This window comes from Acinetobacter courvalinii (genome assembly GCF_014635545.1).
Lineage (GTDB): Bacteria > Pseudomonadota > Gammaproteobacteria > Pseudomonadales > Moraxellaceae > Acinetobacter > Acinetobacter courvalinii.
The window spans coordinates 230,915-249,544 of the sequence record NZ_BMDA01000002.1 but is presented as its reverse complement, the minus strand read 5'-3'; the positions used below and the strand labels follow the sequence as shown (position 1 = coordinate 249,544).

General features: G+C 44.8%; 16 protein-coding genes. 7 read left to right on the top strand and 9 right to left on the bottom strand.

Annotated features, from left to right (window positions below; genetic code table 11):
• Positions 1 to 107 precede the first annotated feature (107 nt).
• Entirely contained in the window at positions 108 to 995 is an 888-nt protein-coding gene (locus IEV39_RS10755) for an SDR family NAD(P)-dependent oxidoreductase (RefSeq protein WP_005282632.1), read from the top strand.
• Positions 996 to 1,066: 71 nt separating this feature from the next.
• On the opposite strand, the gene IEV39_RS10750 is transcribed toward IEV39_RS10755, so the two are convergent.
• Positions 1,067 to 2,164, bottom strand: a complete 1,098-nt coding sequence (locus tag IEV39_RS10750) for an SDR family oxidoreductase (protein WP_005282630.1) — start codon at positions 2,162 to 2,164, stop codon at positions 1,067 to 1,069.
• A 106-nt stretch (positions 2,165 to 2,270) separates the two neighbouring features.
• On the opposite strand from IEV39_RS10750, the gene IEV39_RS10745 reads away from it, so the two are divergent.
• The gene (locus IEV39_RS10745; protein ID WP_005227712.1) at positions 2,271 to 2,648 is read left to right on the top strand and encodes a MerR family DNA-binding protein; all 378 of its coding nucleotides are present in this window, start codon (positions 2,271 to 2,273) and stop codon (positions 2,646 to 2,648) included.
• A gap of 3 nt (positions 2,649 to 2,651) precedes the next feature.
• On the opposite strand, the gene IEV39_RS10740 is transcribed toward IEV39_RS10745, so the two are convergent.
• On the bottom strand, positions 2,652 to 2,840 hold the full coding sequence (locus tag IEV39_RS10740) for a hypothetical protein (RefSeq protein WP_005227713.1): 189 nt from the start codon (positions 2,838 to 2,840) through the stop codon (positions 2,652 to 2,654).
• Positions 2,841 to 3,207: 367 nt separating this feature from the next.
• Between IEV39_RS10740 and IEV39_RS10735 the strand changes: the two genes are divergently transcribed.
• The gene (locus IEV39_RS10735) at positions 3,208 to 4,500 is read left to right on the top strand and encodes an MFS transporter (protein ID WP_005227716.1); all 1,293 of its coding nucleotides are present in this window, start codon (positions 3,208 to 3,210) and stop codon (positions 4,498 to 4,500) included.
• A gap of 64 nt (positions 4,501 to 4,564) precedes the next feature.
• Here the strand turns inward: IEV39_RS10735 and IEV39_RS10730 are convergent, their stop codons facing one another.
• Positions 4,565 to 5,329 (bottom strand): HD domain-containing protein, encoded by a 765-nt coding sequence (locus tag IEV39_RS10730; RefSeq protein ID WP_005227718.1) that lies wholly within the window; start codon positions 5,327 to 5,329, stop codon positions 4,565 to 4,567.
• Between the two features lie 407 nt (positions 5,330 to 5,736).
• On the opposite strand from IEV39_RS10730, the gene IEV39_RS10725 reads away from it, so the two are divergent.
• Positions 5,737 to 7,044, top strand: coding sequence for a CitMHS family transporter (locus IEV39_RS10725; protein WP_005282627.1), 1,308 nt, complete (start codon positions 5,737 to 5,739; stop codon positions 7,042 to 7,044).
• Between the two features lie 79 nt (positions 7,045 to 7,123).
• On the opposite strand, the gene IEV39_RS10720 is transcribed toward IEV39_RS10725, so the two are convergent.
• Positions 7,124 to 8,008: a LysR family transcriptional regulator gene (locus IEV39_RS10720; RefSeq protein WP_005282624.1), complete on the bottom strand. Its 885-nt coding sequence runs from the start codon at positions 8,006 to 8,008 to the stop codon at positions 7,124 to 7,126.
• A 104-nt stretch (positions 8,009 to 8,112) separates the two neighbouring features.
• Here IEV39_RS10720 and IEV39_RS10715 point away from each other — a divergent pair, with 104 nt between their 5' ends.
• The gene (locus tag IEV39_RS10715; protein WP_005282622.1) at positions 8,113 to 8,868 is read left to right on the top strand and encodes an SDR family oxidoreductase; all 756 of its coding nucleotides are present in this window, start codon (positions 8,113 to 8,115) and stop codon (positions 8,866 to 8,868) included.
• A gap of 46 nt (positions 8,869 to 8,914) precedes the next feature.
• Here IEV39_RS10715 and IEV39_RS10710 read toward each other — a convergent pair whose 3' ends face one another.
• From IEV39_RS10710 to IEV39_RS10690, 5 genes are all read right to left on the bottom strand, one after another.
• Positions 8,915 to 9,232, bottom strand: a complete 318-nt coding sequence (locus IEV39_RS10710; protein WP_004776114.1) for an AzlD domain-containing protein — start codon at positions 9,230 to 9,232, stop codon at positions 8,915 to 8,917.
• Positions 9,229 to 9,942, bottom strand: coding sequence for an AzlC family ABC transporter permease (locus IEV39_RS10705; RefSeq protein WP_005282620.1), 714 nt, complete (start codon positions 9,940 to 9,942; stop codon positions 9,229 to 9,231). The genes IEV39_RS10710 and IEV39_RS10705 overlap by 4 nt, the downstream gene beginning before the upstream one ends.
• A 77-nt stretch (positions 9,943 to 10,019) precedes the next feature.
• Complete coding sequence (locus IEV39_RS10700; protein ID WP_005282618.1) at positions 10,020 to 10,850, bottom strand: AraC family transcriptional regulator; 831 nt, start codon at positions 10,848 to 10,850, stop codon at positions 10,020 to 10,022.
• Positions 10,851 to 11,074: 224 nt separating this feature from the next.
• A complete protein-coding gene (locus IEV39_RS10695; RefSeq protein WP_005282616.1) occupies positions 11,075 to 13,264 on the bottom strand; it encodes a bifunctional SulP family inorganic anion transporter/carbonic anhydrase in 2,190 nt (729 codons plus the stop codon).
• Between the two features lie 279 nt (positions 13,265 to 13,543).
• On the bottom strand, positions 13,544 to 15,898 hold the full coding sequence (locus IEV39_RS10690) for a Tex family protein (RefSeq protein WP_005282613.1): 2,355 nt from the start codon (positions 15,896 to 15,898) through the stop codon (positions 13,544 to 13,546).
• A gap of 417 nt (positions 15,899 to 16,315) precedes the next feature.
• On the opposite strand from IEV39_RS10690, the gene ompR reads away from it, so the two are divergent.
• Together ompR and IEV39_RS10680 are read left to right on the top strand one after the other, a co-directional pair.
• Complete coding sequence (gene ompR, locus IEV39_RS10685) at positions 16,316 to 17,080, top strand: osmolarity response regulator transcription factor OmpR (RefSeq protein WP_004657337.1); 765 nt, start codon at positions 16,316 to 16,318, stop codon at positions 17,078 to 17,080.
• Positions 17,081 to 17,097: 17 nt separating this feature from the next.
• On the top strand, positions 17,098 to 18,552 hold the full coding sequence (locus tag IEV39_RS10680) for an ATP-binding protein (protein ID WP_005282612.1): 1,455 nt from the start codon (positions 17,098 to 17,100) through the stop codon (positions 18,550 to 18,552).
• Positions 18,553 to 18,630: the final 78 nt, after the last annotated feature.

The window sequence follows — 18,630 nt, the reverse complement described above, 5'->3', positions numbered from 1 at the left end:
AACAAAAAAGATCGGTTAATATTAGACCAAAATAAATTGCAGTGTTAAGCGGTATAGGACAGCATTGCACACAACAGCATGATTCGTGATGAATGTAGGATACTTACATGAATGCAAAACTCAAAAAACTTTTTCAGCAAAAAGTCGACGGTAAAACAATCATTGTCACTGGTGCATCAAGTGGTATTGGTTTAACGGTTTCAAAATACCTGGCGCAAGCTGGGGCCCATGTCTTATTGCTCGCTCGCACCAAGGAGAAGTTAGATGAGGTCAAAGCAGAGATCGAGGCTGAAGGTGGAAAGGCGTCTGTGTTTCCATGTGATCTCAACGAGATGGAATCCATTGATGCGGTTTCAAAAGAAATTCTGGCTGCAGTGGATCACATCGACATTCTTGTAAATAATGCCGGTCGTTCCATCCGCCGAGCGGTCCATGAATCGGTTGACCGTTTTCATGACTTCGAGCGCACCATGCAGCTTAACTACTTCGGTGCAGTACGTCTGGTTCTGAATATCCTGCCGCATATGATGCAGCGCAAAGATGGCCAGATCATCAATATCAGCTCGATCGGGGTACTTGCCAATGCGACCCGCTTCTCGGCTTATGTTGCATCAAAAGCAGCTTTAGATGCATTCAGCCGCTGCTTATCCGCAGAAGTACATGCACATAAAATTGCGATTACCTCTATTTATATGCCTTTGGTCCGTACGCCAATGATTGCGCCGACCAAAATCTATAAATATGTCCCAACGCTTTCACCAGAAGAAGCTGCCGATCTGATTGCTTATGCCATCGTGAAACGTCCGAAGAAAATCGCCACCAATCTTGGTCGCCTGGCTTCGATTACCTATGCAATCGCACCAGACATCAACAATATCCTGATGTCGATTGGCTATAACCTGTTCCCAAGCTCTACCGCATCTGTGGGCAAACAGGAAAAACTTAATCTGGTGCAACGTGCCTATGCCCGCCTGTTCCCAGGTGAACACTGGTAAGCCTCTAGCCGGTTCATTAAGAAAACAGCCCGTCCTTTGACTGGCTGTTTTTATTTTGAATAAAGCTCTGTTTAACGGGCCTGACTGACCCAATCCGTGGTTTTACGAATTGCGCCTTCCAGATCACCCGTTGCAAGCTGCCAGCGCTGTTTGAACTGCTGTAACACTGCTTGTTCTAAAGGTTCGGTTCTAAGGAAATCTAACATTTCCCGAGACATTTCCAGCTTCTTCGCCAGCCATTGCCACTTTAAAATCAGTTTCAATAAAGCGACCGGAACATGGCGTGTAGGCGCCTTGACCTGCAACTGCGCTGCAATCAGGCCCGTCAATTGCGGTAGGGCCAGATCATGCTCGCTGACTACCAGCATCGACTGATTTACTAACGCCTGATCCATCGAAGCCTTGACCATGATCTGACATAAATCATCGACCCGGATCAAAGGCAGATAATGCTGTGCGGTTGCCGGCAGTGCACTCATTTTCTTGCGTTTTAGCAAATCAATCATTTGCGCAATCGGCTGGTTCAACGGAATCTCGCCAGAGACATCATCACCCAACACCGTTGCTGGATGGATAATGGTCCAGTCCACCGACAAGCGTTGTGCGGCGCGGATCCAGGCAAAATGAGCCTCTATCTTTGAGGCCTCATAGGCACCTAAGCGCTGATATACCGCGAGCCAGTCAGTCTGGTCGGGCTGTTCAAGACAAACGCCTGCCTGGCGTAAGTGATCAAGCAGCGTCAGCATATATCCTGACATATGTACAGCGCGTTTTAAATCACAATGCTGATGTACACAGGCCAGTAAATTCAGTGCGCCATCAACATTGACTGCCCGTGCCTGCTGCATCTCCAGATTCCAGGCAAACAAGGCACTACTATTATATAAAGTATTGACGGACTTTAATTTCTCCCAGTCTTGCGGCTGAATACCAAGATTTACCTGAGTCACATCCCCTTGAATAAAAGTCAGTTGCTGCAAAGAAACATTTTTTTGTTGCAGCCATTGAATCAGGGCCTGTTGTTGCTCCAGCGGATTACGGATCAGGGCGAAAACTGAATGTCCCTGTTGCAAAAGTTGCAGAATCAGATAGCGGCCAATAAAACCTGTCGCGCCAGCAACCAGTGCAACTTGACAATATTGTTGATTTTTTAAGTGATTATGGTCCATTTTTTATGCCTATTTGATTGACTGTAGGCACAGGTTAAAGGATGGAGTACACTCAATGGTCAAGGGGTTAATACCGCTTTTTTTATAACAATAAAGGATACGCAAGATGTTGATTGGACAGTTGGCAAAACAGGCAAACCTAAGCCGGGACACCATTCGCTTTTATGAAAAGATGCAGCTGATCCAGTCCATGACCTGTAATAATGGCTATAAAGATTATCCGGAACAGACGCTGCAACAGCTACAACTGATTCGTTCTGCCAAAAATCTGGGCTACACCCTGAATGAAATCAAGCAAATTTTAAATATGACGGCGCAAGAGGAAATTCCTGCGGCACAGGTCCAGACCCTTCTTCAAGAAAAGCTCAACTTGATTGATGAAAAAATTGCCCAGCTTTATCAGATCAGAAGCATGCTGACTCAATTTACGCAGGGAGAGCCCTGTCCATTCAGAGCAGACTGCATTATTCCAGTGCTGGACTAAGTGTTATTCCAAAATAGCTTGCTGCTCTAGGACGGCATAAGCCAAAAGCAAAAAATCAGGACGGGTGAAAATACGATTAAAAACAACACGGATTGACTGTGTGTATAAACTGAAACTTATCCACAGCTTTGCTGCTTTAATCATCAGTTCTAACGACTCGGCCTGTTTATAGCTTAATGAATGGATATTCATGTCTTAATGCATCGATCAAGATTTAATCTCCACACAGCCATCCAATCATCTAAAAAAATGCTCAAGATAGATTGCACCAAAATGGCTCTATTACAGATCATTTACATAAACTGAATCAGGCGAATGCAAATATTGTCTCTTATAAATACTTAATTCTCTGCTTTTAAAAAGATTAAAACCTATACATTGACCATTCTGACAATGTATATCTGTCAATGAGTTAGCTCAGAATCATAGTTATTCTCTCTAGATAAAAATATATTCATAAAAAACATACAAAATAGTGTCATTTTCATGCTTCTTTAGCGGTATATAACATTCTGTAAAGATTCAGTTACAGAATCTTGCTTGGTGAAAAGGAACGTATATGAGTCAGGTATATAGCAAGGAAGAAAGAAGAAGTCGTATCAAAGGTATCGTCGGTGCGGCATCAGGGAACTTGGTTGAATGGTTTGATTTCTATATCTATGCCGTCTTTGCTGCTTATTTTACGCATGCATTAACTGCACCGGATATGGATCCAACCACTAAAGCGATTTATGTATGGGGTGTATTTGCAGCCAGCTTCTTTATGCGACCAATCGGCAGCTGGTTATTCGGACGGATCGCTGACCGTCACGGTCGCAAACAGTCCATGGTGATTTCAATCTGTCTGATGGCACTGAGTTCATTCCTGTTTGCAGCCTTGCCGACCTATGATCAGGTGGGTATGTGGGCCCCTTTCCTGCTACTGATGGTTCGTTTATTACAAGGCCTTTCGGTCGGTGGTGAATATGGTGCCGTCGCTACCTATATGAGTGAACTGGGCTTAAAAGGTCAACGCGGTTTCTTTGCTTCGTTTCAATACGTCACCTTATCCGGTGGTCAGCTACTCGCCAGCTTACTCGGGGTCATCCTGCTTGGCTTTATGACCGAACAGCAATTGAATGATGGCGGCTGGCGTATTCCATTCGTGATTGGGGGTATTGCGGCAATCTTGTCTTTACTGGCACGAAGCCGTTTAGAAGAAACTTTATCGCATGAAGATGCGGAACGTGAGGAATCCGGTAGTCTGGTTGCCTTACTGAAACAGCACTGGAAAACCTTCTTGCTGGTAGTCGGTTATACCTCTGCAGGTTCACTGACCTTCTATGTGGTTACGGTGTATTCTAAAACCTATCTCACCAACATCGGGATGGATGGCAAAACTGTCGGTTTCATTATGACCACAGCCTTGTTTGTGTTTATGTTGGCGCAACCGTTGTTTGGGATGCTTTCAGACCGTATTGGCCGTCGTGCATCCATGCTGGCTTTCAGTTTACTCAGCGCGATCTTTATCTATCCGGTGATGGTCACCGGTATGCGTAGCTTTGCTGACTCGCCTGTCATTATCACCTTATTACTGATTTTCCTGATGATGCTGCTGAGCTTCTACACCTCAATCAGTGGTTTGGTCAAAGCAGAAATGTTCCCTCCACATGTGCGTGCCTTAGGTGTCGGTTTCTCTTATGCCGTCGGTAATGCCTTGTTTGGTGGTTCAGCACCATCGGTGGCGTTGCTATTTAAAGATGCAGGTATTGAAAACATCTTCTTTATTTATGTGATTATCATGCTGATGATCTGTTTCTTCTGTAGCTGGGCCTTACCGAAAAAGCCTGAATATCTGGAACATGACCACTAACTACATTCAAGCTTAACTAGCAAAACCACTTTTGTTCAGGCAAAAGTGGTTTTTTATTTTGGACTTATTTTAAATAAGGATTTGAATTTACCAACTGCTTAAATCCACTCTGGACCAGCATGGCGGTGCGAGAACGGGGTCGCTGTTCAGCTTCCCGCTGGGTAAATTCAATCATGATCCGGTTAAAATCGAGGCGCGGATAATGTTGCTGTAATTGCTGTCTAAACTGTTTGGAAAATTCAAAACCACGGCTACCAATGACGTCGCAGCTGGCAGCCTGTTGTAATAAATGAGCCTCAAGCCCCTGCTCAAGGGCGACATGGGGGTTCATATGCAGACTGATCACATCAAACAGCTGATCAGCGCGCCCCATGTCCCAGCCTTGTTGAATTGACCAGTCTTTCGCAGCATAGGCTCCTTGCCCGGCAAAGCAACGGCAATGTGCATGATGCTGATAATGTTGTGTTGTCATTCCCAAATCGTGTAACAGGCATGAAACTGCCAACAGCTCAGCATCACATTGCAGTCGTTGCATTTTGGCAAAGGCAATGGCGTAACACCATGTACGCAGACAGTGATTCTGTAAGGCCTCAGCACTACAAGACTGCATCTGGGCCAAGGCCTGTTGTACATCTGAGCTATCGGGCAATACCAGATCTTCGATACTCAATTGTTGCATTCTGTTGCGCTGTTTATGGTGGGCTAGAGCATAGCTTTTAATGGTTTGCTGAATGACTGGCAGTAAACTGTGACTCAGCAAGGTTATGCGATCTTTTAATCCTAAATCACCAGAAGTCCGGTTCATCCAGTGCTGTCGACCAATCTGCATCGTATTTTCTAAAATTAGAGTAATTACTCTAATTTTTAAAGCAACGCATTGAATCTGTCAAAGTCTTTTCCTTTCTCGACCTGAGCTGGTTTAAACAAGACAGCCATGAAGCCTGGATCAACTTTGGCTTTTTCTCCCCCTCTTCCGACATTTTTCGCTGCTGAATAAGCGCAAAAAATGATAAAAACTCCACTACTTTTCAGTCAGTTTTCCAGTTTCCTTTACAACTATTTTTAGATAAAATTAAACAATTTGCTCACTTATCCAGCATTTCGTTTAGTTTTTCTGCTGAAGTTTAAGCGTAATTTAAGTTTTTATGCATAATGGACGGCGCTTTGTTTTTTATTTTTTGGTGTACTTTTAACACTTTTTTTATGGCAAGAGGTTACGACTTAAGGGAGTAAATAATGCTTACGCTGATAGGTATTCTAATTATTGTAACGATTGTCGCGTTACTCATGTCGGGTAAAACCAGTCCAATTGTTGCAATGTCGATTGTTCCGCTTATTGGGGCACTCATTGCTGGCTTTTCGATTAGCGAGATTTCCGGCTTCTTTGAAGCAGGTTTATTAAAAGTCAGCAAAGTGGCCACCATGTTTTTATTTGCCATTTTGTTTTTCAGTATTTTAAAAGAGTTACATGTTTTTGATCCCATGATCCGCAACATGGTGCGTCTGACCCGCGGTAATGTGGTGATTGTTGCGGTGATGACCACCTTGATTGCTGCTATCGTGCATCTGGACGGTTCCGGGGCGGCCACTTTTCTGATTATTATTCCTGCCTTACTGCCGCTCTATCGCAAACTGGGGATGAGTCCTTATCTGATGCTGTTACTCATGGCCGGCAGTATGGGCATTATGAATATGGTGCCGTGGGGTGGCCCTTTAGGTCGTGCATCTGCCGTGACTGGCATTGAAGCCGCCGCACTCTGGCAGAGCCTGATCCCGGTACAGGTAATTGGTATTCTGGGTATGATGGGCTTTGCCGTATTGATGGGCTTACGTGAAAAAAAACGTATCCTGGCAGCACAAGCCTTAGGTACCACACCTTTTGAACAGGACTGCATGGCAGCCGATATGGCGGAAGATGTACAAGAACAAGTCAAACCTAAAAAGTTCTGGTTTAACATCGCTCTGGTTATTCTTGCGGTTATCTGTCTGGCGTTTGGTCTGTTCTCGGCACCCTACGTCTTTATGATTGCCTTATCGCTCGTATTATTGGTGAACTTCCCTAAACCAAGAGAACAAATGGCGGTGATCAGCCGACATGCACCTCAAGCCTTAAGCATGGTTGCGATTATTTTTGCTGCTGGCGCCTTTTTGGGAATTCTCTCCGAATCAGGCATGTTGAAGTCAATCGCACTGGATCTGATTCATATTTTACCAACGACTTGGGTCGGTAGCCTGCATATTCTGGTCGGTATCCTAGGTGTGCCAATGGACCTGTTTACCAGCACCGATGCTTACTATTTTGCCCTCTTGCCGATTGTTCAGGAAGTGACTGCAACCGCTGGTGTGACTGCCGATTCAGTGGTGTATGCCATGGCCATTGGCAATAATGCCGGTACCTTCGTTAGCCCATTCTCACCAGCAACATGGCTGGCCATGGGTCTGGCCGGGACGGATATGGGACGTCATTTACGTTACTCGTTTGGCTGGATCTGGCTATTTAGCTTCTTCACTTTAGGTGTTGGTTTCTTGCTCGGTCTCTATTAATCTTTGCCAAAATAAAAAGAGCATACTCAGGTATGCTTTTTTTATGTCTTATGAATTTTTATCGTGAGCAGATCAATGCCTATAGCTGCTGCTTTAATAATTCCTCTAACCAATCAATAAAATCCTGAAAATATTGAGGACGATACTGGCGATCCGTCAATAAAATATTGACCGGTAATTGCAAGTCCGGAACCTCTACAAATAAACGCTGTAACACACCTTGCCGTACATAGGGTGCAGCATCAAATTCAGGAATCTGGATAATCCCGATCCCTGCTAAGCCTGCCTGAATATAGGCTTCGGTATTTTCAATCAGTAAACGGTAAGGCATTCTCAGACGCTGATCCCGAAATACCAATTCACTCCATTCCCGATAATGTTTCGCCACATGGTAGTCCACGGCATAATGCTGCTGCAGTTCCTCAACGCTTTTGGGTTCACCAAATTCGGCTAGATAAGCAGGTGCTGCCAGTGTCCAGATATGGGTTTGTGTGATGGGCCTGATCAGCAGATATTGGTCTTGTACCTGTCCCACCCGCACCACACAATCCAGTTGCTGTTCAATCAGATTGGAAAAGTCATCACTACCATTCACCAGTACTTTGACCTTGGGATAGCGCTGATAAAAAGAACCTAAATGCGGAATCAACAGCTGAGTGGCCAAGCGTTTCGGCATGCCAATGCTAATCTTGCCTTCCGTACTACGCACATGCGTCTTAAAGCGATTCAGCTCTTTTAATTGCGTCACCAGACGCATGGCTTCCTGATAAAACAGACTCCCCTCATGGGTTAAAGCGACTTTACGAGTGGTGCGATAGAACAGCAGTACTTCATATTCTTTTTCAAGCGCCTGTATGGCATAGGTCACATTGGAGCGGGGCAATCCCAGTTGCAGTGCAGCTTGTGCAAAAGATTGCTTCTCTGCCACTAAACAAAAGATTTTTAAGCGCTCAATCTTATCCATTTTATTATTCAACTTTTCTGCACAATCAGTTCAATACTAACAACTATTTCAAACAAATAAATTGCATTAGCATGATTTTCATACACAACAATCAGGAGAGAGAGATGTCACAACATACGCTAGCCGGAAAAACCGTCTTGATTACGGGCGGCGCTAAAAACCTGGGAGGCTTGATTTCACGCAAGTTTGCAGAACAAGGAGCAAACTTGCTCATTCATTATAATAGTGCAGCCACACAGGCAGATGCAGAAGAAACCTTAAAAGCCGTACAGGCATTCGGGGCAAAAGCGGTTTTGGTGCAAGCAGATTTATCCGATATTCAGAATATTGAACACCTGTTTATCACTGCCAAAGAAAACTTTGGCGGGGTGGATATTGCCATCAATACCGTCGGTCGCGTGCTCAAAAAACCGTATCTGGAGACGACTGAACAGGAATTTGACGGGATGAATGAGATTAATAACAAGATTGCCTATTTCTTCATTCAGTCTGCAGGCCGTCATCTCAATCCGCACGGAAAAATCTGTAGTATTGTGACCAGTTTACTGGCTGCCTATACCGGTCTCTATTCCACCTATGAAGGTCTGAAAGCACCGGTAGAACATTACACCCGAGCCGCATCCAAAGAGTTTGGTGAACGTGGCATTTCAGTGACTGCGGTTGCGCCGGGTCCGATGGATACGCCATTTTTCTATGGTCAGGAAGCACCTGAAGCCGTGGCCTATCATCAATCTGCTTCCGCTTTAGGTGGACTGACCCAAATTGAAGATATTGAACCGCTGGTTCGCTTTCTGGTCACAGAGGGCTGGTGGATTACAGGCCAAACCATTTTCGCCAATGGCGGTTATACCACCCGTTAATTCCCAAAATGAAACGCTTGGGCACTTTATTTAACAGCCCAAGCGTTTAATGCAACCAAAATACCAACCCGTAAAAACAGGCCAGACTCAGGATAATGGTCAACAAGGTATGCTTGACCTTGTAGGCAATTACAATGGTCAGCAGCGTCGCCAGAAAATAGGGGTTGAGTAAAGTACTACGGAAAGCCCCATGCTCATCCATAAATACAATCGGCGTGGCAATCGCGGTCAATAAACACGGTGCAGAATACTGCAAGGATTGCTGGAACCATTTCGGTAAGCGTAATGGAATATTCGGTTCCAGCAGAATATAGCGATTCATGAAAACTACAATGGCCAGAATAATCAGCAGAAACCAACTCATGCCGCACGCTCCCGCAGATTCTGCAAACAGGTCGCAGTTAACATACCAATCACCCCCGCCAAGATGGCGGCACTTTTAATGCCCAGACTCAAGAACACAACCGTCAGCATAACCGAGACCAGCACACCGACCAGCGTATTCAGGTTTTTAATAAATGGAATCACGATGGCGATAAAGGTCGCAACAATGGAAAAATCGAGATGATATTGATCCAGATTGGGCACTGAAGCTGCCAGCAATACGCCACACAGGCTGAACAACACCCAGCATAGATAAAAGCAACTGCCTGCACCCAGCAAATAATAAATATAATGCTGCTGCTTTTTAATACTCACCGCAAACAGTTCATCTGTCAGTAGAAATCCCAACATTAAGCGATGTTTCAATGGCTGTCTGGAAATATCTTCACGGAGATAGAGCGCATACAGATAATGCTGGGTGGTGATTAAAAATACGGAGATAATAATGGTTAAAGCAGGTGTTCCTGCCATGACCAGCCCCAAAGTCATCAACTGTGCTGCACCCGCAAAAACCAGCGCAGACATGCCCACCGCCTGTAAGGTGGTCAGCCCAGCCTGAATTGCCATAGAGCCCGCGAGTAAGCCCCACGGTAACACCGCAAAACACAGCGGTAGTATTTTGACGACACCATTAAAAAATGCCCGCGTTACGGTCATGGGGGTATCATCAGTTACGCTGTCACTTAACATCAAAATCACAAGGGTTAATAAAAGACCGTATGACTATGCCAAAATTTGCATCAGGAGAATTGCATAAAATTGCTGTTTTATTTGAGATAGGTAATATAACCGCCGGGCGTAATGCCAAAGGTCTGACGGAAATGACGGCTAAAATGGCTCTGATCCGAGAAACCACATTGTTGTGAGACTTCGGATAAATTCAGTCCTTGTCTTAACAATCTTTGCGATTTCTGCAACCGTGCCTGTACCAGCCATGCATGCGGCGACAACCCGACATGTTTTTTAAATTGTCTCAAGAAATGCCACTGACTCAGATTGGCCATTTCTGCTAGCTCAGCCAAGGAAAACTCTTGCTCAGGCATCGTTGCCATCAGTTCTTTTATATTAAGGATTCGCTGTTTGGCATTGCTCAAATCGGTCACATGCGGCTTGACCTGACTGTATTTGGACACCAGCCATGCAATCGTCGACAAGAATAAGGTCTGTTTTAACAAGCTATTGTTCGGTTGTTCCAGTAAATCAAACAATAAACGGAATTGCTGGGCCAATCCTTCATCATGCAATACCGCTTCTCTGAACCAAGGTGCAGTGCCGTGTACCGTCGTCAGATCGCGGGTGAGTTCATTAAATACTTCAGGTGTTGGATAGATTGCGCGATAGCGCCAGCCGGTGTCTACCGCCGAAGATCCGGTATGCACTTCATCGGCATTGACCAGAATAATATCGCCCTGTGGTGCCACATGATTGCCACCGGTTCGATAAAAGCGCTGTGCGCCCTCTTCGATCACGCCAATACAAAATCCTTCATGAACATGTCGTGAAAATTCCTGCTGATAGTAACTTGCTTTCAACATTTCCAGACCACCCAGTTCTTCCAGATGGAGGTAATCAACTTGTTCACGAGGTCTACGCGACATTACGACCTCCTTTGAATTTTTTGCATCATGTCAGGTTAGCGCGATTGCATGAAATTTATAGAATAAAATTGCTGTTTATACCGGCTATTCTACGCCGATGACAGCAGTAGGTCAGGGTTTATTCTGCTTTTCAACAAATAAACGTCTTATCCAGTATATGCAATCGATTGATCATGGCATCAATAAAAAAGCGCCTGAGAACAGGCGCTTTTTTAGATGAAGCATCAACGATCCAGAAACTCGACCTGTCCGGTCTTCACATCATAAATTGCACCGACTATTGCAATTTCGCCTCGATCCAGCAGGTCTTTCAATACCGGACTATGCGCCGTAATGTATTGAATATTGTAATGCACATTCATTGCCGTGACCTGATTGATAAAAGCCCGACTTAAATCGCGCGGTTGCATAATGTCATAGACACTATCAACTGAATGCATCAACGGCCCCAGTACATACTGGATATGGGGCATCTCTTGCACATCAGAAACCCGTTTCTGCTGTAAACGTAACTGGCAGGCACTGGTAACAGCACCACAATCGGTATGACCCAAAACCAGAATCACCTTGGAGCCTTTGGCCTGACAGGCAAACTCAAGCGAACCCAGTACTTTTTGTCCCGCAATATTTCCTGCAATCCTTAAACTGAATAAATCGCCAATCCCGACATCAAAGATCATCTCGGTTGGTGCACGCGAATCCATACAGCCCAGTACCGCTGCTATCGGATGTTGTCCTTCATCCGCAGTGACCCGGATCTGGCGATAAACATCCCGTTGCAGGCGTTCATTTTTGACAAAACGCTCATTGCCCTCTTTGAGTAAGGTGATGACCTGTTGCGGGCTTAATTTACGTTGCAGTTCCCGGGTACTGATATAAATATCCAGCGCTGCCTCATCGACATCCTGATAATGTTGCTTAAATCCGATGAGTTTTAGATCGATCTGACGCTTACTGGCAGTTTCATTCTGATAGTCCTGAATCACTTGATAAATATCGGGATCAATCGAATCACACTGGGTTGCATCAATAATCAGCTGCTGGTGTTTATGTACATGCTCCAAGGCTGAAATCAATGCAGAACGGTTCAGAAAGGTCACTTGTGAAGGTAGTTCAATTCGCGTCACGATACCATGCAAATGCTTCTCTTTATAGACTCGCACCCCTTTATTAAAATTACCATACAGAATGAAGCCGCTACTGGTGAGCAAGCCGATCACGATGCCCGTCAACAAATCTGTCAGTAAAATTGCAACCAGCGTAATAATAAACGGTAAAAACTGCTTCCAGCCTTTTTGATATAACTGTTTGAATAATTTGGGATGCGTGAGTTTAAAACCCGTTACAATCAAGATAGCAGCCAGCGCAGACAATGGAATCATGTTCATCAATGGCACGAAGAACAAAATTGCCAGCAACAGGAGTATCCCATGAAAAATAGTGGAACATTTGCTACGTGCACCTGTATTGGCATTGACTGAACTACGCACAATCACCGATGTCACGGGCATACCACCAATTAAACCCGATACGATATTGCCTGCTCCTTGTGCCCATAGTTCACGATTGGGTGGAGACGATCTTTTTTGTGAATCCAGTTTATCGGCAGCTTCCAGATTGAGTAAGGTTTCCAGGGAGGCCACGATGGCCAAAGTGACTGCTCCAGTGTAGATCAGCGGCTCCGCCAGATAAGCAAAGTCAGGAAAAACCAGCACCTCCTGAGGCGCCTCCAGGATATTGGGTAACTGAATCAGGTTATCGGTTTGTACGGCCCACGGCGAACCGATACTGATTAAAATAAAATTGAGACCCGCAGCCAGTACAACTGCGATCAGGGCCGAGGGTAAGGCCAACTTTTTAAGCGGACTGCTATCCCAGGCCAGAATCAGAAACAAACTGAGCAGGCCAATTAAGGCCGCACCCAGATCAAAATGCTGAACCAAGGCGCTCGGTGTACTGGTCCACAACATGTCCCAAGAGAAGCTGGATAAACCGAATAAGTAAGGTAATTGGGTTACGATCAAAATTGCGCCAATGGCCGCCAGTAATCCCAGAATCACATTATTGGGAATAAAATTCGCAAAGAAGCCCAATTTAAACAGCCCAAATAAAATCTGTAAAATCCCGGCAAAGACAATACACAATAAAAAAGCGGCATAATTGCCGCCTAATTGATCCAGTTGCACAAGAATGACTGCAGTCAGTCCTGCCGCCGGACCTGAAACGCTAATGTGAGAGCCACTCAGCAGCCCGACAATAATACCGCCAACAATTCCGGCAATAATGCCTGAAATAATCGGTACTCCGGAGGCTAAAGCAATCCCTAAACATAAGGGTAAGGCCACGAGAAAAACAACAACTCCGGAGAGGAGGTCATTTAAATGGAATCTATTTTTCAGTGCTAAACTTGTCATGAAGTAACCATTTATAATAAAAAAATAATTAATTTTTACTGCCTGAAAGCGTTTTCCCTACTTCGAGGCTTGAATGATATTGTCCGACAAAGTGCAAGGTTTAAAGTTTGGTTACGTTATAACGTTGTATATTTATTTATCGATTTCAGCCTATTTTTGTTGATCTTAAGATTCGCCTCATCTTGTATGTCCGCAGAGGTCAGATCTGCCATAATTCGGCTCACAAATAAATAACAGCAATAAAAAACCTCCCGAAGGAGGTTTTTAGGAATTATCAATTTATTTAGAACCTTTAATCCCGGCTTGTAATAACAAGGCACCTAAACCACCAATTTTTTGCTCTTGTGGTTTTTCAGTTTTTGGCTTGTTCTGTTGCGGACGCTTAAAGTCACCTTCTTTACGTGGAGGACGTTGGCCTTGTGGTTTACGCTCTGCACGTTCGGTACGGTCTTGTGCTGCACGTTGTGGACGTGAAGCCTTCGCTGGCGCAGAACCTTCTGCACGCATACTCAAGTTGACACGATTACGTTCCACATCAACCTGCATGACACGGACCTGTACGATTTGGCCCGGTTTCACCACTTTATGCGGATCAGAGACAAATTCATTCGCCAACTCAGAAATGTGTACTAAACCATCCTGGTGTACACCTACATCGACAAAGGCACCAAAGTTGGTCACATTGGTCACCACACCTTCAAGCTGCATGCCTTCGGTCAGTTGCGCAACTTCAGTAATGTCTTCACGGAACTTGGCTGTACGGAACTCTGGACGTGGATCACGGCCCGGTTTTTCCAATTCAGCCAGAACGTCCTGAATAGTCGGTAAACCAAATTTGTCATCAACAAACTCATCTGCCTTCACTTGGCGAATGATTTCAGTGTTGCCAATAATGTCTTTCACCGTCGTTGCTTTTGCTGCAACAATCTTTTCTACCAAGCCATAACTTTCCGGGTGAACCGCAGAAGCATCCAACGGCTCTGAACCCTTTTGAACACGTAAGAAACCTGCTGACTGTTCAAAGGTACGCTCGCCTAAACGTGGTACTTTTTTCAAGGCCTGACGGTTATCAAAGCGACCATTTTCTTTACGGTATTCCACGATTTGCTGCGCAATCGACTTATTCAAACCGGCAATATAAGCCAGAATTGCAGGAGAAGCCGTATTCACATCTACACCAACGGCATTCACACAATCTTCAACCACAGCATCCAGTGTTTTTGCCAAACCGGTCTGGTTCACGTCATGCTGATATTGACCCACACCAATTGATTTCGGATCAATTTTAACCAGTTCAGCCAATGGATCTTGTAGGCGGCGTGCAATTGACACAGCGCCACGAATCGACACATCAAGCTCAGGAAGTTCTTGTGATGCCAATTCACTTGCAGAATAAACCGATGCGCCTGCTTCACTGACGGTGATACGTGTCAATTTCAAATCTGCATTGGCTGCCATCATTTCTGCAACCAAAGCTTCAGTTTCACGGCTTGCCGTACCGTTACCAATCGCAATAAGTTCCACGTGGAACTCTCGGCATAAACGCGCAAGTTCTGCCAGCGAACCTTCTTTATCTTCTTTTGGTGCAAATGGATAAATGGTGCTATGCGCCAGTACATCCCCTGCATCGCTTACCACTGCAAGTTTCACGCCCGTGCGGATACCAGGATCTACACCTAACGTGGTACGGCTACCTGCAGGTGCAGAAAGCAATAAATGACGCAAGTTTTCAGCAAACACATCCATCGCTTCAGCTTCAGCAGCTAAACGCTTATCTGTTAATAATGAATGTTCGATTTGCGGACGAACTTTACCCAGCCAGAATAATTTAGCAGTTTGCTTTAAATAATCCTGACGGCTTTGTGGCTGAAGTTGCTCAAGATTATATTCTGTCTCGATACGTGCCAATGGAGCATCGTCTTCACCATCTACTTTTAGACCCAGTACATTTTCCTGGCGGCCACGTAACATTGCCAATAAACGGTGTGAAGGGACTTTATTGAGATTTTCCGAAAAGTCAAAATAATCACGGAATTTCTTGCCCACTTCTTTTTTCTCATCAGAAGCGACTGCACTTTTCAACACTGCAGTTTTAGCAAAATTTTGTTTTAATTCAGTGGTTAAGGCGATATTTTGTGCCCAGTCATCAATCAGGATGTGCTGGATCGCATCGAGCTGGCTTTCAACATCAGGATAGTCTTCATGACTAAAACCAGCCAGTGCTTCTGCAGGATCAATTTGATCTGCAATAATTTTTTCAGCAATCGGACCTAAACCAGCTTCTTTGGCTTTAAATGATTTGCTGGTGCGTTTTGGACGATAAGGTGCATAAATTTCTTCTAATGCATTTTTCGTTTCAGCCGCATTGACGCGTGCCAATAAATCATCGCTTAATTTATCTTGTTCTTGTAAAGATTGAATCACCTTCTCACGACGCTCGAATAAATCACGTAAATAGGTTAAACGTGTATCGAGTTGACGTAATTGCGTATCGTCTAAGCCTTGCGTGACTTCTTTACGGTAACGTGCAATAAAAGGAACGCTAGCACCTTCATCAATTAAACGAATAGCAGCTTCTACTTGGTTTGGACGTACGGCAAGTTCATTTGCCAACTGCTGAACTAAGTCAGTCATCGTGATTGATTCCACAAGGGTTAATTCTAAAAGCACTGATTATAAAGTTCATGGCTATAAAATCCACCATTGTTTTTTTGAATATTGTGTTTTATTCCTGTATAAATTTTATTCACAGGCGATTAATTGCAGTATTGGCCCGCCCTTCGACAACAATCTCTGGACTCAATCTTTTATGCAAATCGTCGCATATTTCTCAAATCAGCTGTTTTTTCTGCCTAAATATTGAAAAAATAGGTTGTTTGTCATAATTCTGCCTGTATATATTTGGTATCTATCTCTTGATTTTATTGGCAATATTTGTTGCTTTATAACATAGCCAAAACTGTGCAATGAATCGTATACTCAAAGGTCTATTGATATTTCACATTCGCATTGCATAAAGACGATGACAATAAACGATAAAGGAGCACAATCATGAGTTTAGTTGTACCTGCTGAATCGACGGAAACCGTACACCATGAGACAGACCGGGTCGAACGCATTTTAGTGGTCGATGACGATGTGCGCTTGCGTACGCTTTTACAACGCTTCCTCGAAGATAAGGGTTTCGTGGTAAAAACTGCTCATGATGCGACACAAATGGATCGTTTACTGCAACGTGAACTGTTCTCTTTAATCGTGCTCGACTTTATGCTCCCTGTCGAAGATGGTTTAAGTATTTGTCGTCGCCTACGCCAATCCAATATCGATACTCCGATTATCATGCTCACTGCACGCGGTAGCGATTCTGACCGTATTGCCGGTCTGGAAGCAGGCGCTGACGATTATCTGCCAAAACCGTTCAATCCAAATGAATTACTGGCCCGTATCCGTGCCGTGTTACGTCGCCAAGTGCGTGAAGTCCCAGGTGCCCCAAGCCAGCAAGTTGAAGTGGTCAGCTTTGGCCCATGGTCACTCGACCTTTCGACACGTACCTTGACCCGTGAAGGCCAAGTCGTGACCTTAACGACAGGCGAATTTGCAGTATTGAAAGCACTGGTCCAGCATCCTCGTGAACCCTTAACCCGCGATAAATTGATGAATCTGGCGCGTGGCCGTGAATGGGGTGCAATGGAGCGCTCAATTGATGTGCAAGTCTCTCGCTTACGCCGTTTAATTGAAGACAACCCTGCCCGTGCACGTTACATCCAGACCGTTTGGGGTGTGGGTTATGTATTTGTTCCAGATGGTGCAGAGTAAGTTCGGGAAATTAAACGTTGAAACTTGAACCCATTGATCCACAAGAGTTTACCGAGTTCGCGGCTTATTCCGAAAGGCCCCGAACCAAATGGGAACGTTTTTTAGATAAAATCAAACCACGTTCCGCTGCCATGCGCACTACCATTCTGGTCTTGTTCATGGTGTTTTTCAGTCTGTTTATGTCCTTGTGGTTCTTTTGGCGAACCCTTTATCTTCCTGAATTACAGCAACATGCCCGCTATCTCGCGATTGAACTGGAACTGGTGAATAATCCGGATATCCGGATTTTGCATCGTGATAGTGAAGTCGATGTGGATACCTGGTTGAAAAACCGGATCGGGATTGAATACGTCACCGATCCAAAAGAGTTTCCCCGGGTTGAAGATAAATTCCTGGCTGAACTCTTTACCAACCAGATTGAAGAGAAGCTGGCCAAAGAACTCGGTGTTAAAGACGTCACGGTTTATTTTAAATTCAAGCCGATACCGCGTATCTGGATTCAAACGCCTGAAATGAATGGCAACTGGGTCAGAGAACCACTCAAAACCTATACCAACTATAGTGTTGAGCTGATTGCTGGCTGGCTGTTTGGTGTTCCGATTGTATCGTCCATTATTATTTTAATTCTGGTGCGACAAATGAACCGGCCTTTGCGTCGGCTGCAAAATACTGCGAATAATTACAGTAAAACCGGTAAAGCCCCTTATCTCGATACCAATCACGGACCACTGGAAATCCGTCAGGTCAATCAGGCCTTTAACCATATGGTGTATACGCTGGAGCAAACCGAGCGTGACCGTCAAATCATGCTGGCGGGTATTTCCCATGATTTACGTACACCGCTGACCCGTATTCGTTTAACGGCTGAAATGCTGCCTGACGAGTTTTTTCGCGAAGGCCTGATCTACGATGTCGACGATATGGACGCGATTCTGAATCAGTTCATTTCCTATATGCGTGACGGTTCTGACGAAGAGCTCACAGAGACCAATCTGAATAGCCTGCTGCAAGAACTGGTGGTGCAGTTCAAGCCACTGGATATTCGTTTTGAGGCGCAGGAACTTCCGATTATTGCTGCACGCAGTTTGTCGCTGAAACGTCTGATTGCCAATCTGATCAATAATGCCAAACGTTATGGTGCAGAACCGATTGAATTGTCCGCCAGCCATGTTGATGATCACATCCTGATTACCGTGGCAGATCATGGTGAAGGGATTCCACCGGATCAGGTCGAAGAACTGATGCAACCGTTTGTTCGCGGTAATTCTGCCCGTACCATCCAAGGGAGCGGCCTTGGACTGGCCATTGTGAAACGTATTGTCGATATTCATCAGGGCCAGATCAGTATTCGCAATCGTGAACAGGGTGGACTGGAAGTAGTGATCTCCTTACCTATTCCAACAGTGGAAGCTAGCGAACCGGCCAACAATGCAATTGATAAGATCAAACAGACCCTGACAGGCCATTTCTAAAGCAAAATTCCTGAATCAACCGCCTGTCTCCGGTTGATTTAGACTAAAGTCGCCTATTTAATCACCACACAATCGGCG

Coding starts and splice junctions, on each gene's coding strand:
- IEV39_RS10730 (WP_005227718.1), bottom strand. CDS start 5,329: ATGCAGATTGGTCGACAGCACTGGATGAACCGGACTTCTGGTGATTTA.
- IEV39_RS10755 (WP_005282632.1), top strand. CDS start 108: ATGAATGCAAAACTCAAAAAACTTTTTCAGCAAAAAGTCGACGGTAAA.
- IEV39_RS10705 (WP_005282620.1), bottom strand. CDS start 9,942: ATGTTAAGTGACAGCGTAACTGATGATACCCCCATGACCGTAACGCGG.
- IEV39_RS10745 (WP_005227712.1), top strand. CDS start 2,271: ATGTTGATTGGACAGTTGGCAAAACAGGCAAACCTAAGCCGGGACACC.
- ompR (WP_004657337.1), top strand. CDS start 16,316: ATGAGTTTAGTTGTACCTGCTGAATCGACGGAAACCGTACACCATGAG.
- IEV39_RS10725 (WP_005282627.1), top strand. CDS start 5,737: ATGCTTACGCTGATAGGTATTCTAATTATTGTAACGATTGTCGCGTTA.
- IEV39_RS10695 (WP_005282616.1), bottom strand. CDS start 13,264: ATGACAAGTTTAGCACTGAAAAATAGATTCCATTTAAATGACCTCCTC.
- IEV39_RS10720 (WP_005282624.1), bottom strand. CDS start 8,008: ATGGATAAGATTGAGCGCTTAAAAATCTTTTGTTTAGTGGCAGAGAAG.
- IEV39_RS10750 (WP_005282630.1), bottom strand. CDS start 2,164: ATGGACCATAATCACTTAAAAAATCAACAATATTGTCAAGTTGCACTG.
- IEV39_RS10735 (WP_005227716.1), top strand. CDS start 3,208: ATGAGTCAGGTATATAGCAAGGAAGAAAGAAGAAGTCGTATCAAAGGT.
- IEV39_RS10740 (WP_005227713.1), bottom strand. CDS start 2,840: ATGAATATCCATTCATTAAGCTATAAACAGGCCGAGTCGTTAGAACTG.
- IEV39_RS10715 (WP_005282622.1), top strand. CDS start 8,113: ATGTCACAACATACGCTAGCCGGAAAAACCGTCTTGATTACGGGCGGC.
- IEV39_RS10690 (WP_005282613.1), bottom strand. CDS start 15,898: ATGACTGACTTAGTTCAGCAGTTGGCAAATGAACTTGCCGTACGTCCA.
- IEV39_RS10700 (WP_005282618.1), bottom strand. CDS start 10,850: ATGTCGCGTAGACCTCGTGAACAAGTTGATTACCTCCATCTGGAAGAA.
- IEV39_RS10710 (WP_004776114.1), bottom strand. CDS start 9,232: ATGAGTTGGTTTCTGCTGATTATTCTGGCCATTGTAGTTTTCATGAAT.